This is a genomic window from Salinibacterium sp. SWN139 (assembly GCF_015864625.1).
Classification (GTDB): Bacteria; Actinomycetota; Actinomycetes; order Actinomycetales; family Microbacteriaceae; genus Rhodoglobus.
Genome location: NZ_JADYWV010000002.1, coordinates 391,711 through 406,068, shown reverse-complemented (window position 1 = coordinate 406,068; position 14,358 = coordinate 391,711). Strand labels below are relative to the sequence as shown.

11 protein-coding genes are annotated in these 14,358 nt (G+C 59.9%); 1 reads left to right on the top strand and 10 read right to left on the bottom strand.

Going from position 1 to position 14,358, the window contains the following annotated elements; translation table 11 throughout:
• Window positions 1-3: 3 nt before the first annotated feature.
• The 4 genes from I6E74_RS07100 to I6E74_RS07085 form a co-directional block, all read right to left on the bottom strand.
• Window positions 4-1,407, bottom strand: coding sequence for an Ig-like domain-containing protein (locus I6E74_RS07100; RefSeq protein ID WP_307784414.1), 1,404 nt, complete (start codon window positions 1,405-1,407; stop codon window positions 4-6).
• Entirely contained in the window at window positions 1,388-2,137 is a 750-nt protein-coding gene (locus I6E74_RS07095; protein WP_197124293.1) for a TIGR03943 family protein, read from the bottom strand. Before I6E74_RS07095 ends, I6E74_RS07100 begins: the two co-directional genes overlap by 20 nt.
• Complete coding sequence (locus I6E74_RS07090) at window positions 2,127-3,089, bottom strand: permease (protein WP_197125222.1); 963 nt, start codon at window positions 3,087-3,089, stop codon at window positions 2,127-2,129. Before I6E74_RS07090 ends, I6E74_RS07095 begins: the two co-directional genes overlap by 11 nt.
• A 136-nt stretch (window positions 3,090-3,225) precedes the next feature.
• Window positions 3,226-6,030, bottom strand: a complete 2,805-nt coding sequence (locus I6E74_RS07085) for an Rne/Rng family ribonuclease (protein ID WP_197124291.1) — start codon at window positions 6,028-6,030, stop codon at window positions 3,226-3,228.
• A 329-nt stretch (window positions 6,031-6,359) separates the two neighbouring features.
• Between I6E74_RS07085 and I6E74_RS07080 the strand changes: the two genes are divergently transcribed.
• Window positions 6,360-6,959, top strand: coding sequence for a vitamin K epoxide reductase family protein (locus I6E74_RS07080; protein WP_197124289.1), 600 nt, complete (start codon window positions 6,360-6,362; stop codon window positions 6,957-6,959).
• Window positions 6,960-7,102: 143 nt separating this feature from the next.
• Here I6E74_RS07080 and ndk read toward each other — a convergent pair whose 3' ends face one another.
• The 6 genes from ndk to I6E74_RS07050 form a co-directional block, all read right to left on the bottom strand.
• Window positions 7,103-7,519: a nucleoside-diphosphate kinase gene (ndk, locus tag I6E74_RS07075; RefSeq protein ID WP_197124287.1), complete on the bottom strand. Its 417-nt coding sequence runs from the start codon at window positions 7,517-7,519 to the stop codon at window positions 7,103-7,105.
• Window positions 7,516-7,917, bottom strand: a complete 402-nt coding sequence (locus I6E74_RS07070; RefSeq protein ID WP_197124285.1) for a DUF4233 domain-containing protein — start codon at window positions 7,915-7,917, stop codon at window positions 7,516-7,518. Before I6E74_RS07070 ends, ndk begins: the two co-directional genes overlap by 4 nt.
• On the bottom strand, window positions 7,914-9,446 hold the full coding sequence (locus I6E74_RS07065; protein ID WP_197124283.1) for a folylpolyglutamate synthase/dihydrofolate synthase family protein: 1,533 nt from the start codon (window positions 9,444-9,446) through the stop codon (window positions 7,914-7,916). Before I6E74_RS07065 ends, I6E74_RS07070 begins: the two co-directional genes overlap by 4 nt.
• Window positions 9,439-12,729 (bottom strand): isoleucine--tRNA ligase, encoded by a 3,291-nt coding sequence (gene ileS, locus I6E74_RS07060; RefSeq protein ID WP_197124281.1) that lies wholly within the window; start codon window positions 12,727-12,729, stop codon window positions 9,439-9,441. Before ileS ends, I6E74_RS07065 begins: the two co-directional genes overlap by 8 nt.
• 261 nt (window positions 12,730-12,990) lie before the next feature.
• A complete protein-coding gene (locus tag I6E74_RS07055; protein ID WP_197124279.1) occupies window positions 12,991-13,995 on the bottom strand; it encodes a DUF1648 domain-containing protein in 1,005 nt (334 codons plus the stop codon).
• The gene (locus I6E74_RS07050; RefSeq protein WP_197124277.1) at window positions 13,992-14,342 is read right to left on the bottom strand and encodes a GntR family transcriptional regulator; all 351 of its coding nucleotides are present in this window, start codon (window positions 14,340-14,342) and stop codon (window positions 13,992-13,994) included. The genes I6E74_RS07055 and I6E74_RS07050 overlap by 4 nt, the downstream gene beginning before the upstream one ends.
• Between the last annotated feature and the right edge of the window lie 16 nt (window positions 14,343-14,358).

The window sequence follows — 14,358 nt, the reverse complement described above, 5'->3', positions numbered from 1 at the left end:
AATCTAGCGCCACACGAGGCCGAAGCCTTCAACACTGCGCGTCACCGCTCCGGTCGCAATCTCCACCAGATAGGTCGTAACGCTCTGCGGCCGTGGATTCATCACATACTCATCAGAGTCAAAGTTCGACACGTTGGGCTGCACTTCCACCGCTACAAACTGATTGTTCGGCGATACGTGGAAATCCAGAATCGCGCCCTTGTCATCAACCGTTTGGTACAGGATGCGCGAAAGTTCGCCATCGTCGTAGGCGAGCACACTGCTAAATGAACCACCGTCGGGGCTAACCAACACCATCTTGGCGACAAGGTTTCCCGCCGCATCCGCATCCGTTTGACCCAAGAATGGCTGCTCGCCATCGATGGGCGAGGGATTCAGGCGCACCTCTTCGCCGTCAACCAACGCGACTGACGCGCTGCCCCGCGCGTCAACGACCACCACGGTCGAACCGTCGGCAGACACTCGGTCAAACTCAAAGTAGCCGCCAAGAGGAACGACCAAACCGGATGTCGTATCAACCCGCACCAGTGTGCTCTCCGTCGTGAGCGCCACAATCGTGGTGGTGCCAGGCACGAACTGCCAGCCCACAACGCGCATGGGCTCGCCGTCCAGGCCAGTGACGGCAACGACATCCCGCCCCCGATTAACATCCAGTGTGTACAACGTGTGCGAAACCGTGGGGATAGGACCAGGGTCGAGACTCGAAATGGTGAATCCGAGGAGCGAACTAGAGCGAGCGGCATCCAGATCGGCGACCTCGCCAACTTCGGGAAGCAACACCTGTTCGGTAACGCCCGTGTCAGGGTTCACCAGCGTGAGCGCACCCGTGCGGTCAGCGGCTGCCGTACTAACCGCGAACACATCGCCCACTGGAACAAATTCTTCAATGCCTTCGCCCGAGTACACAACAGTGCGCTCTTGCGAGCTCATCCCGGTCTCAACAATCTCGTCGTTCGGCTCGCCGCGGTCGAGATAGTAGAGCGTCGGCTCAGCAGTGGTGAACGAATAAGTCAGAGTCGACTCAGAGCCACCAGATGGGCTCACGACGCCCTCAACCGACACCGTGTATTCGGTGTTGTAGTCCAGCGCCTCCGCAAATTGCACAGAAATCAGATCGCCATCGCTCGACACCGTGGCAGCAACCGCCGGATCCACCGAGACTGCGCCGGCATCCACCGCTGCGAGAGTCTGGTTCGCAAAAAGACGCAACGTTTGATCTGACGACGACACCACCGCATCCGCATCGACTTGCGCGCTCGACAATTTGGGCCCTTGCAGGTAACCCAGTGCCAAGAAAACGCCGCAGAGGACAAGCAGAATGCCTACCGTCCACGCGAACGTGCGTCGGAACGAGCGGATGCTGTGCTCCCCCTCCGGAGGACGCGGACTAATAGAGATAGGGCTCACTCGGCCGCTCCACTACCGTCATAGTCTCCGGAACAAGCACGAGCGGCAGATCGCTACGCGAACTCGGGTTAACCTCAAACGAACCGGTGATCTCCAGCCACGCATCAACCTCAAAGTCGTTCGCCCAATCCGGGGCGTAGACGGCGAGACCCGTGGGTTGCGCGTCAACCGCGCAGCACGTGACCGTGAAGCGCGACAGATAGAAAATATTGGCAGGATCGTCTTCGCTGGCCGTGATGAAGCCCACGACATCCGCCGTCTTATTGGCATAGAAGCTCGGGTCGCTGGTCTGACGCAACAGCGATGACCAGTCGACGACGGTAAAACTTGCGATTAATTCGTCGTCGGCGTTCTCGACCTCATCGGCGTTCTGACTATCGCTGCCCACCGTTGAGCCCACAATATCGCGCTGACTTGCCGTGGCACTCGACAGCGTTGTGGGGGGCACGAGCACCAGAGAGAGTGCGACAGCACCCGAAAGAAGCAGCGCTACTCCCCCGACAACCCGTGACCACCCGCGCGGAGCCACCGTTTCTTCGGTGTTAGCCGGACGGATCGCAAGGCTCAGCACGCCCATCACTAGCGCGAGAGCCGCCATCACGACCGTGAACACCACATAGCGGGGGTGAATGTAAAGAACGAGCTGCTGAGTCGCCCCGAGCCACACCGTGGCGCTCACGGCCACGAGAATCAGGATGACACCCCACCAGCGTTGCAGGTTAGACCACATAGTTGATCACCAATCCGATAAAGGCACTCATCAGGGCAACGACAAGCGATAACTGCAGCAGCACCTTGGCCGTAAAGGTAGTACGCATAATGGCCAGCATCTTGATGTCGATGATCGGTCCGAACACGAGGAACGTCACGATCGAACCCGGCATGAACGTGCTCGCAAAGGGCAAGATAAAGAACGCATCGACACTGGAACAAACCGAAATCACGAACGCGAGCAACATCATCGCGAGAATCGACCAGAGCGGATTGCTGCCCAGTGTGACCAGCACATCTCGCGGAACCGCCACTTGGATTGCACCAGCGATTAGTGAACCGATAAAAACGGCGGGCATGAGCACGCTGGATTCGCGCATGAAGATGTCGAGGCTCTTCTCGGTGCGCGACTGACGAGGCCCGTGAGACCCCACTGCACACTGCTGAGCGAAACGACCAGTGAGCATGGCATTCGGCTGCGGGTGCAAGCTGAAGAGCCAGCCCACGATGTTGGCAATTGCAAGTCCACCAAGAATTCGCCCGACCAGAATGCCGTCCTCAAAGCCGAAAGCCTGATGGGTCGTCACAATCGTGATCGGATTAATGATCGGTGCCGCCAAGAGGAACGTCATCGACTCGGGCACCGAGAAGCCCTTGAGAATAAGCCCGCGAGCCAAGGGCACGTTGCCGCATTCGCACACCGGCAACGCAATACCGAAGAGCGAGATCGCTGCGCGTCTCAGCACCGGGGTCTTCGGCAGGTAGCGCATCAACAGGTCTTCTGGAATCCACGCCTGCACCACGATTGATAGCAAAACACCGAGGACCACGAATGGCAGCGATTCAATGATCACGCTGGTCGCCAGCGTTAAGAGGTCAGCGGTGAGACCCGGAACGCCGACAGCACCTAGCTCGCCAGTGAACGCTCGCAGAGCGAAGATCGCCCCGACGCCGATCGTTCCAATCGCCAGCCACAACAGACGGTTACGTGACCGGCGAGGTCGATGATCGTGCTGATGATCATGATCATCGACGCTCGCAGGCAAAGTTGTGGTCACTAGTAACCCTTACAAAGTTGAAACTCGAATAGTACCGAGTGCCACCGTGCTAGTTGTCGTCGGCGGGAGTTGCGTTAACGATCTTTCCCTGACTGCTGGCACGACGTGAACCACGAGCCTTGCCGTGACCAGGCTGCTTGGGCTCAGGAAGAGCCTCGAGAACCGAACCCAGAATCTGCTCCGCATCCTGCGTGCTGATCTTGGGGGCCGAGCTCTCGGCCTTGGTGATGGGAATGTCGAAAATGGCCACAGAAGCTTCAGCGGCCGGCTCGACAGCATCACTCGAGCGCTGAGCGGGCTGAGCTGACTTGTTTCCGCCCTTGCTGCGTCGTGACTTCTTGGGCTCGGGAGCCTCCGCCGTCTCGGTCGCTGCAGGAGCGGATGCCGCGGCATCCACTGCTGGCGCTTCACTAGCTGGGTTTTCGACGGCAGGAACCACGGTGCTCGCGGCAACACGAGCAAGCGCGTTGCGCACGTCTTCAGTGATCGCGTGAGTGCCATTGCTCGGCGCCGAAGCCGGAGCAGCATTCTTCGCGGAGTTGTTGGACTGCTGCGCTTGCGATCCACCACCGTTGCCGTTGTTGTTGCCGTTTGAGTTGCCCGAGTTGTTGTTCGAACCACCGGAGTTGCTGTTGCCTCCCCGATTGCGGCCACGGCGTCCGCCGCCAGCCTGCTCGTTCTGTGTCGGCTGCGAGCGGTGCTTGGTGACGGGGTCGTGATGAACGACGACACCGCGGCCGGCACATACTTCACAGTTCTCACTAAACGTCTCAAGCAGGCCAAGACCAAGCTTCTTACGCGTCATCTGCACGAGACCGAGAGACGTCACCTCAGCAACCTGGTGCTTCGTGCGGTCACGGCTCAAGCACTCCACGAGACGACGCAGCACGAGGTCACGGTTGGACTCAAGCACCATGTCGATGAAGTCGACGACGATGATTCCACCGATGTCACGCAAGCGCAGTTGGCGAACGATTTCTTCCGCTGCTTCAACGTTGTTCTTGGTGACGGTCTCTTCGAGGTTTCCGCCAGAACCGACAAACTTGCCGGTGTTGACGTCGACGACGGTCATCGCTTCGGTGCGGTCGATCACAAGCGAACCGCCCGAGGGCAGCCATACCTTGCGGTCGAGAGCCTTTTCGATCTGCTCAGAAATGCGGTACTCCTCGAAGGAGTCAACGGTTCCCTCGTGAGACTGCAGACGATCGAGCAGGTCAGGTGCGACCGAACGCACGTATCCCTCGATGGTCTTGCGGGCGTCGTCACCCTCGATGACAAGCTTGTGGAAGTCTTCGTTGAAGACGTCGCGAATGATCTTGATCAAAAGATCAGGTTCCGAATGCAGCAATGCTGGGCCCTGGTTTTGAGCGTTATCAACCTGCGCGCTGATGTCAGCCCACTGGTTAGTCAGACGGTTCACGTCGAGCGTGAGCTGCTCTTCAGTCGCGCCCTCGGCTGCGGTGCGCACGATGACACCGACGTTCTCCGGAAGAACACCCTTGAGGATCTTCTTGAGACGCGAACGTTCCGTGTCGGGCAGCTTGCGGCTAATGCCGCTCATCGAACCGTTAGGAACATAAACGAGGTAACGACCGGGCAAGGACACCTGACTCGTGAGTCGGGCACCCTTGTGGCCTACCGGATCCTTCGTGACCTGAACAAGCACACGGTCGCCTGGCTTGAGTGCGAGCTCAATGCGACGAGCCTGCGGCTTGCCATCGGCAGAGTTCTCAGCAGCGGCATCCCAGTCGACTTCACCGGAATAAAGCACGGCGTTGCGGCCGCGCCCGATGTCAACGAATGCTGCTTCCATGCTGGGCAAAACGTTCTGAACGCGACCAAGGTAAACGTTGCCGATGAGGCTCGCGTCTTGAGCCTTCGCTACATAGTGCTCAACCAAAACGCCGTCTTCGAGAACACCAATCTGGATGCGATCAAACTTCGAGCGGACCACCATAACGCGGTCAACACTTTCGCGGCGCGCGAGGAACTCGCTCTCCGTTACTACGGGACGACGACGACCAGCGTCACGGCCATCACGGCGGCGCTGCTTCTTCGCTTCAAGGCGAGTAGAGCCCTTGACCCGAGTGGGTTCATTGCTGGGCTCTGCCTGCTTGCGCGGCTGGCGAACGCGAACAACCGTGTTCGGTGATTCGTCGCCGGGGCGAGCGTCCTCACCGGAACGACGGCGTGAACGACGGCGAACGTTGCCCGCTTCGTCTTGGCCATCATTATCGTTTTTGCGACCGTCACTGTTGCGGTTGTCTCGACCATCGCGGTTGTCACCGTTGCGGTTATCGCCGTTGCGGTTATCCGAACCAGCGCCGTTGTCGTTGCGCGAACGCGACGAACGAGCCGGAAGTTCGGGCAGGTCGGGAAGATCAGGTGCCTGAAAAAGCAGCGACGTCGTCGACGGCGGGGTCAGCGGAGCGGCTTTCGCTGTGGCGGCCTTCTCGGTCGTCTTCTTGGCGGCAGGGCTCTTGCGTGAGCGCGAACGAGTGGATGCCGTTGAAGTCGACTTGGTGTCTGATTGTGCATCTGCCTGTGCGGCATCCGGTGCGGTCGCAGCGGAGCTCGCGGCCTTGGACTCGCTCACTGCCGTGGCTTTCATGCCGGTAACGGCATCCGGAACTTCGAGCCCGAGGTGTTCGCTAGCGGTCTTGGCAGCAGGACGCTGAGCAGCCTTCGCTGCGCGGGGTGCGCTCTCTGCAACCGGAGCTTCAACGGCGGGTTGCTCGACCTGCGGCTTCAGTGCCACTGGCTTCTCTACCGCTGCCTTTGAAGAAGGAAGAATGCGACCGAAAAGGCCTTTCTTCTTCGGAACATCTTTCGAATTGTTGCTTTCATTCACCATTGCTGGTGTACTCCTTGCCCTGTGTAGGCGACCGCGCCACCTACCGGGTACTCTCTCGTGCGCTATTCCCCCACCAAACCTATGGTTCAGGAACCGCTACTAATTCTTCAGGTCCTGCAACGGGCCCGTGGCTCGCGTTGCAGTTGTGCTCTCTCACAGCACTTCGGAACTGGCTATCCGACACACGCAACTAGCGTTGCGCAACTGGTCCGGTCGCTATGCCCGGGAAGACTTCTTGGTGTTGTTCCGAGCGCGGCTCGGAATAACTACGCTTCATTATCGCATGCATTCTCAGAAAGTGAGCCTGACGCGCGTGCGATAATCCCAGCATGACTGCTTCTGGGGTTCGCAACAGGCCCATCGCCCTCGCTATTTTTCTGATCTTTGCTGGGGTAGTGGGACTCTGGGCCTCATTCCAGCTCACACTAGAGAAACTCCACGTACTCCAAAACCCGGATGCCACGTTGAGCTGCGACTTCAGCATCGTCGTGCAATGCGCGGCCAATCTCGAATCAGCGCAGGGCGCGTTGTTCGGCTTCCCTAACCCCATCATTGGTCTGGTGGCGTTCATGGCGCCGGTCGTCGTCGGAGCCGCAATACTCGCCGGAGCGCGCTTCAATAGTTGGTTCTGGGTCACCTTCAACCTTGGCGTAGCTGGCGCTTTCACATTCATTCTGTGGCTCGCCTATCAGAGCATTTTCAACATCGGCACGCTGTGCCCGTGGTGCATGGTTGTGTGGTCCGTTACGATCCCCATGTTCTGGGCCGTCACGCTTCGCAACCTCAAAGTCGGCGCGATCCCAGCTCCCCGTGCGCTTCGCAAAGCTGCCGGCGCCGCGTACAGCTGGGTGCCGGTGATCACGATCGTCGGGTACATCATCATCGCCATCGTCGCTCAGTATCGACTCGACGTTCTGGCTTACCTCTAAACATATTCCCCACCGGGAACACGACAATGGCGAGAGCCTGACGATGGTCAGGCTCTCGCCATGGTGTCGTGACCTGAGACGCACTGCGGGTGAGGCTACGCAGCCGATCAGTCACCTACCCGTGAGGGTAAAAAGGGTGCGATTTAGGAGAACCACAGAGCGAGCTCACGCGCTGCAGACTCGGGCGAATCGCTGCCGTGCACAAGGTTCTGCTGAACAGCGAGGCCCCAATCACGACCGAGATCTCCGCGGATCGTTCCGGGAGCTGCCGTCGTGGGGTCAGTGGTGCCGGCGAGCGAACGGAAGCCCTCGATTGCACGGTTGCCCGCGATGCGAAGCGCGACCGTCGGGCCGGACTGCATGAAGTCGAGCAGCGGCTCGTAGAACGGCTTGCCTTCGTGCTCGGCGTAGTGCTGCGACAGAAGGTCGACATCCGCCTGCACAAGACGCACGTCTACCAGCTGGTAGCCCTTCGCTTCGATGCGGCGAAGGATTTCGCCCGTCAGATTGCGAGCAACGCCGTCAGGCTTGATCAGTACAAGGGTCTCTTCGATGTTCATTGTGTCTCCTCAGAGGTGGTGGTCATGGACTGGGTGTTAAGTATTTCGGCTTTGGCGCGGTCGAGTTGCTGGCCCTTGATGAAGCAATAGATCCAAATGCCAGCGAAACCTGCCCCCACGAAAAACATCGGCGTGAGGATGAAACCAAGAGCAACGAGACCGACCTGCAGCGCCCAACCAACCCAGAGGGCACCCGGGCGGTGCAGCATCCGGGCAAGAGCGACGAACACGAGGATCAGAACCGCTCCCCCGATAAACGCCGGTGCCGGAGCGAGAGCTTTGAGCCCGAACGCCGTGAGCGCGACGAAGAAGATCAGGGTGGCATCGAGTACCAACACGATGCTCAGCAGCAGTTCGGTGACGGAGCGCTTTCGGCGAACCGCGGGCGCGGAAGTCACGGTTTCCACCCTTCTGCCTCAGCGAGAGCGAGTGCCTCGCCAACAAGAGTGATGGAGCCCGTTACGACGACAGCACGGCGTTCGTTCTCTGCGGCCCAGCTGCGCGCCAACTCCATCGCTTCGGCAAAGGAATCAAAATCGGTGGTCTCATCAGTAAACGCGCGAACCGTCTCAACGAGTTCCTCCGGAGGAACGGCACGGTCAGATTGTGATGCCGTCACGTAGAAGCGATTAGCAACGGGGGCGAGGGCCTCCACAATGCCAGCAGCGTCCTTGTCGTCAACGACCGCGATCACAAAAGCGATGTCTTCGAAGGTGAAGTATTCCTTGAGTGCGGCGGCGAGAGCCGCTGCCCCATGAGGGTTGTGGGCGGCATCCACAATCACGGTGGGTTCTGCACCAATAACCTGCAGTCGCCCCGGCGACGCGACGGTAGCGAGCCCTTCAGCGAGCACATCGTGAACGAGCGCCTGGCTGCCAGCGCCCAAGAACGACTCGACGGCAGCGATAGCGAGCGCGGCGTTGTGCCCCTGGAACTCCCCAAACAGCGGCATAAACAGGTCAGAGTAGGTACCGGCGAGGCCGCGCACCGAAATAAGTTGGCCGCCCACGGCAACATTGCTGCTGAGGAGCTCGAACGCATCGCCCTCGACACCAATTGTTGACTCGGTGAGGTCTGCTGCGCGCTCCAACTCGATCTGAGCATCCGACGACTGAATAGCCGACACGATCGCTGCAGCCGGCTTGATGATGCCCGCCTTGGTGCGCGCAATCTGCGCGATTGTCGTACCCAAACGATGCGTGTGATCGAGCGCAATCGGCGTGAACACGGCAACTTGACCGTCAGCGACGTTCGTGGAATCCCACTCGCCGCCCATGCCGACCTCAAGGATGGCGACGTCGATAGGGGCATCCGCAAAGCTCGCGAATGCCAGCACCGTCAGCGCCTCAAAGTAGGTGAGCGCTTCTTCACCCTTGGCCATCAGCTCGGCATCGACCATGAGCAGGAACGGACGGATGTCAGCCCAGTTCTCGGCCAGTGCCCGGTTCGAAATCGCCCGGCCGTCAATCACGATGCGCTCGTTGACTCGCACCAGATGCGGACTCGTCATGAGCCCCGTGCGCAGCCCATAGGCGCGAAGAATGCTTTCGATGATGCGACTTGTGGAGGTCTTGCCGTTGGTGCCGGTGACGTGAATAACGGGGTAAGTGCGCTGCGGGTCGCCGATCAACTCGACGGCGCGACGAGTTGCTTCGAGCCTCGGTTGAGGCGCCTGCTCCCCCACTCGCGCGAGCAGCTCTTCGAACACATTGTTGGCATCCGAGAGGTATTCAGTGTCTTCGAGTTCAAAGTCTGAATCCTCGTCGATATTCGTGCCCTCAAAACCATCCGCAAAGGGGCTGAGGTCGGCGAGGGGATGCTCCGGGCCAAGCTCGGCGCGTTCTTCGTCGGTCAGCGACGCCTCAATGGGGTCACCGTTTTCGTCGAATTGGCCGTCATTGCCGAGTTCATCATCGCGGTCAGACATTGGTCGTTCCCATCTTGGTGATGTCGATCACCAGCGCGCCGTTATTGGCGTATTTTCCTGCCGCGAGTTGCGTGCGGTGCACCTCTAGTGTGCCCTCTTCGAGATCATTCGCGAAGGCCTGAACGGTGGATTGCGCTGCAAGCGTTTCTGCAGCGATCATCGCGTTGTGGAAGGTGATCGCTTCCTCGTCGGCGGGGTCTAGCGCACCAATCGTCAGAGAGATGCGGTCGCTCACGTCGAAGCCTGCCGCCTTGCGGGCATCCTGAATCGCACGGATGACATCGCGAGCAAGGCCCTCCGCCGAGAGTTCTGGAGTGAGCTGGGTGTCGATGATCACAAAGCCACCCTCGGAGAGGAACGCGATTGCGCTGGCCTCGTCGGCGGCTTCCATCTGGAGCTCGTACTCGCCGGCTTCCAGCGGCATGCCGTCGACCGAAACGCCGTCGGCCGTGGTTTCCCAGTTGCCGGCCTTGGCCTCCTTGATGACCTGCTGCACTTGCTTGCCGACGCGGGGGCCGAGCGCACGAGCGTTGACGGTCAACTTCTTGGTGATGCCGAAACTCTCCAACGAACCTTCTTCGAGAGCGTCAAATTTCACAGCCTTGACGTTGAGCTCATCGCGAAGGATGTCACTGAACGGTGCGAGAGCCGCGGGGGTCTCGCTCACGACTGTCAGCGAAGCCAAGGGCAGTCGCACGCGCAGGCTCCGCGCCTTGCGAAGAGCAAGTCCGCTCGAGGCGATCTCACGCACGCGGTCCATAGAAGCAACCAGATCGTGGTCAGCAGGGAAAGCTGCGGCGTCAGGCCAGTCCGTGAGGTGCACGCTGCGGCCATTGGTGAGGCCGCGCCACATCTCTTCCGAGATGAGCGGGAGCAACGGTGCGGCAACTCGCGCCACGGTCTCCAAGACCGTGTAGAGAGTGTCGAAGGCATCCTTGTCATCACCGCTCCAGAAGCGGTCACGGCTGCGACGCACGTACCAGTTGGTGAGCACGTCAGCGAAGTCGCGAAGCTTGGCCGCTGCCATCGGACTGTCGAGCGCGTCGAGTTCCGCCGTGACATCCTCGATCAGCTCTCGCGTCTTAGCGAGCAAGTAGCGGTCGAGAACGTTCGTAGAATCGGTGCGCCAACTCGCCTCATAGTTATCGGCAGCGTTGGCGTAAAGAGTGAAGAAGTAGTACGTGCTCCACAGCGGCAGCAGCATCTGGCGAACACCATCACGGATGCCCTCTTCGGTAACCATGAGGTTTCCGCCGCGTATCACCGAGCTCGACATCAGGAACCAGCGCATAGCGTCAGCACCGTCACGCTCGAACACCTCGGAGACATCCGGGTAGTTACGCAGGCTCTTCGACATCTTTTGGCCGTCATTGCCGAGCACGATGCCGTGGCTGATGACGTTAGAGAAGGCCGGGCGGTCGAACAACGCCGTCGAGAGCGTGTGGAGGGTGTAGAACCATCCGCGAGTCTGACCGATGTACTCCACGATGAAGTCGGCAGGGCTGTGGGTGTCGAACCACTCCTGGTTCTCGAACGGGTAGTGAACCTGAGCGAAGGGCATCGAACCCGAATCGAACCACACGTCGAGCACGTCTTCGATGCGGCGCATCGTCGACTGACCACTCGGGTCGTCGGGGTTCGGTCGCGTCAACTCGTCGATAAACGGGCGGTGCAGGTCGGGTACGCCCTCGTGGTTGAGAGGCAAGCGGCCGAAGTCGGCTTGGATCTCAGCCAGCGAACCGTAGACATCCACGCGCGGGAAGTCAGGGTTGTCGCTCTTCCAGATCGGAATCGGTGAACCCCAATAGCGGTTGCGGCTGATCGACCAGTCGCGGGCGTTGCTCACCCACTTGCCGAACTGGCCCTCCTTGACGTTCTCGGGAACCCAGTTGATCTCCTGGTTGAGTTCACCCATGCGGTCGCGGAACTCAGGAACCTTCACGAACCAGCTCGACACCGCCTTGTAGATCAGCGGGTTGCGGCAGCGCCAGCAGTGCGGGTAGGAGTGCTCGTAGCTGGCGACCTTGAGCAGGCGACCCTCTTCGCGCAACAACTTCGTGAGCGGCTTGTTGGCATCGAACACCTGCATGCCTTCAACGGGCGGCACCGACGGCAAGAACTTGCCACCATCGTCAACCGAGATGACAACGGGGATGCCAGCAGCGGCACACACATTTTGGTCATCTTCACCGTAGGCGGGCGCTTGGTGCACGATGCCGGTACCTTCGCCGGTGGCAACGTAGTCGGCAACTAAGAACTGCCACGCGTTTTCGGTGCCATAGGTTTCGGCATCCGCATAAAAATCCCAGAGGCGGTCATAGCGAACGCCCGCGAGTTCGGCACCCTTGATGGTGCGCGTGACTGCAGCAAGAGCTTCCTCAGAAGTCTCGTAGCCGAGTTCTTTCGCGTAGGCCGCGATGGTGTCGCCCGCAAGCATGAACTGGGCGGAACCCTGTTCCGAACCGTCGCCGGCGCCAAGCGGGCCGGCAGGCAGAACCGCGTAGTCGATGTCAGGACCGACAGCGAGAGCAAGGTTGGTGGGGAGCGTCCACGGGGTGGTCGTCCAGGCAAGAGCCTTCACGCCGGTGAGACCCAACGCCTCTGCCTTCACACCATCGAGAGGGAACGTGACCGTGACGGTCTGGTCTTGACGCATCTTGTAGACATCGTCATCCATGCGCAGTTCGTGGTTAGAAAGCGGGGTTTCGTCATTCCAGCAGTACGGCAGCACTCGAAAACCTTCGTAGGCGAGGTTCTTCGTGTGCAACTGCTTGAACGCCCAGATGACGCTTTCCATGAAGTTGACGTCAAGGGTTTTGTAGTCGTTCTCGAAGTCGACCCAGCGCGCCATACGGGTTACATACTCTTGCCATTCTCCCGTGTACTTGAGCACCGATTCGCGAGCGGCGGCATTGAATTTGTCGATGCCCATCTCTTCGATCTGGCTTTTCTCGGTGATGCCGAGCTGGCGCATCGCTTCGAGCTCAGCGGGGAGTCCGTGGGTGTCCCAGCCGAAGCGGCGGTGCACTTGCTTGCCGCGCATGGTCTGGAAGCGCGGAAAGAGGTCTTTGGCGTAGCCGGTCAGCAGGTGACCGTAGTGCGGGAGGCCATTGGCGAAAGGCGGACCGTCGTAGAAGACCCATTCATCGGCGCCTTCACGCTGATCGATGGATGCCTGAAAAGTGCCGTCTGCCTTCCAGTACGAGAGCACTTGCTCTTCGATCGCCGGAAACTTCGGGGACGGCGCGACGGAATCATCTGAGCTGTGGCGGGGATACGACATGAGGCTCCAGTGGTACGTAGGTGCGAATAATCTGCACGAGGACGACCTTTCAGCCGCGGTACCACCCCGCTTATGCACCCAGAGGCACACCACTCATATCGCTGTAACGGGCTTACCCGTTCGGTTCTATCGCCGCCCGCTCCCCTGCCGAAGCTGAAGTTGAGATGGTTTCTTCCGAACGCTCCCCGGTGATAGCCGGTTCATAGCGTGTGGCAGCAATGATACGCGAGTTAGCTGACCGCTGAGCGCTATTTCTGAGCGCTATTTCTTGGCGACCGTAGCGAGCGTTTCGGCACCGAGCTGGGCATCGTGCATCGTGACGATGAACTTTTTGCCGTTCATCCGCGTCACTTCAATGGCGTCGCCCTTGGAGAGCACGATACCGCTGCGGCCATCGGGCGCCCAACGCCAGCCGTAGCCACCGAATTCACCCATGGGGTTCACGTCGACGACGGCGACGGACTCGATCTGGTCGGGCGCAATGGTGATGCGAGGAAAACCGAGAGCGGAGCGAACTTTGAGTCCGCGCTGATCGATCGTCACACGCCAGGAAAGCGTGCTGACGGCCAGCGCAATCACAAAGAGGCCGATGACGGCGGGTAAGAGAAGTTGCTCGGGATTGCTGACGGCCTGCACTGCGAGCGCGATTGCTAATGCTGCGAGGGCAGCACCGACGATGATCACGACGCCGGGACCAACCCGCGTTGTAGTCGAGAAGTGCACGCGCTGCGTAGCAGCCCCCGCGATGGGCTTCGCGGTAACAGGGGTCGACGTGATGTACTCCGCGGCAGGAAGCATGAGCCACGCAAACAGAGCCATGACGAGCGCGATGGGGAATGCGGCAATGGCAATTCCCCCGATCGCAGGAGCATTCTCAGCGTTCTCAAGTCCTCGCTGAACAGCAAGTGAGCCCGCCGCTGTGACGCTGAGCGTGATCGACAGGAACATGGATGCGGCCACCATGATCTTGTGCCCCCAGAGCATTCCGCCGTTGGGGCCACCCTTCCAGCTGGCAAAGGCGGCAAGCGCCGCGAAGACCAGCGTCATCAGTAGCGGCAACACAATCACGCTGCCCACAGTGGAGTATCCGTCTGGACCCGTGGTTCCCCAGTGCGAGGCAACCGGGCTCGGAAGCTCGGGAATCCACAACGCCATGATGAACGCAGCGGCCAACGCAATCACAAGGGGAATCACCACGCCGATCACAATGATCAGCCGGCGGTTTCGCGTGAGTTGGGGTGAAACGTTCTCGGCGGGAAGGGTCATTGGTATTCCTCTCGGATGAGGGCGGTAAGAGTAGCGAGTGAAACGTTGTGGGTGCGCGCTTCAGCAACAATCGCGGTGATGCCATCGGCAAGCGAATCGTAGCTGTGGGCAGTGGTGGCAACGATGGCCCCACGGCCGCGGCGGAGTTCGATGAATCCCTCATCGCGCAATTCTTGATAGGCATGCAAGACCGTGTGCATATTAACGCCGAGAGAACTGGCCAATTCTCGCGCACTGGGGAGCCTATCCCCGGCCGTGACAGTTCTGTCGATGACGGATTGGCGGATGCTCGCCGCGAGCTGCTCAAAGAGCGGCGTCTCTGACGCGGGATCCACTCGAACTAGCATGACGGCATTCTAATTG

Coding starts and splice junctions, on each gene's coding strand:
- I6E74_RS07095 (WP_197124293.1), bottom strand. CDS start 2,137: ATGTGGTCTAACCTGCAACGCTGGTGGGGTGTCATCCTGATTCTCGTG.
- I6E74_RS07055 (WP_197124279.1), bottom strand. CDS start 13,995: ATGACCCTTCCCGCCGAGAACGTTTCACCCCAACTCACGCGAAACCGC.
- ileS (WP_197124281.1), bottom strand. CDS start 12,729: ATGTCGTATCCCCGCCACAGCTCAGATGATTCCGTCGCGCCGTCCCCG.
- I6E74_RS07065 (WP_197124283.1), bottom strand. CDS start 9,446: ATGTCTGACCGCGATGATGAACTCGGCAATGACGGCCAATTCGACGAA.
- ndk (WP_197124287.1), bottom strand. CDS start 7,519: ATGAACATCGAAGAGACCCTTGTACTGATCAAGCCTGACGGCGTTGCT.
- I6E74_RS07085 (WP_197124291.1), bottom strand. CDS start 6,030: ATGGTGAATGAAAGCAACAATTCGAAAGATGTTCCGAAGAAGAAAGGC.
- I6E74_RS07080 (WP_197124289.1), top strand. CDS start 6,360: ATGACTGCTTCTGGGGTTCGCAACAGGCCCATCGCCCTCGCTATTTTT.
- I6E74_RS07050 (WP_197124277.1), bottom strand. CDS start 14,342: ATGCTAGTTCGAGTGGATCCCGCGTCAGAGACGCCGCTCTTTGAGCAG.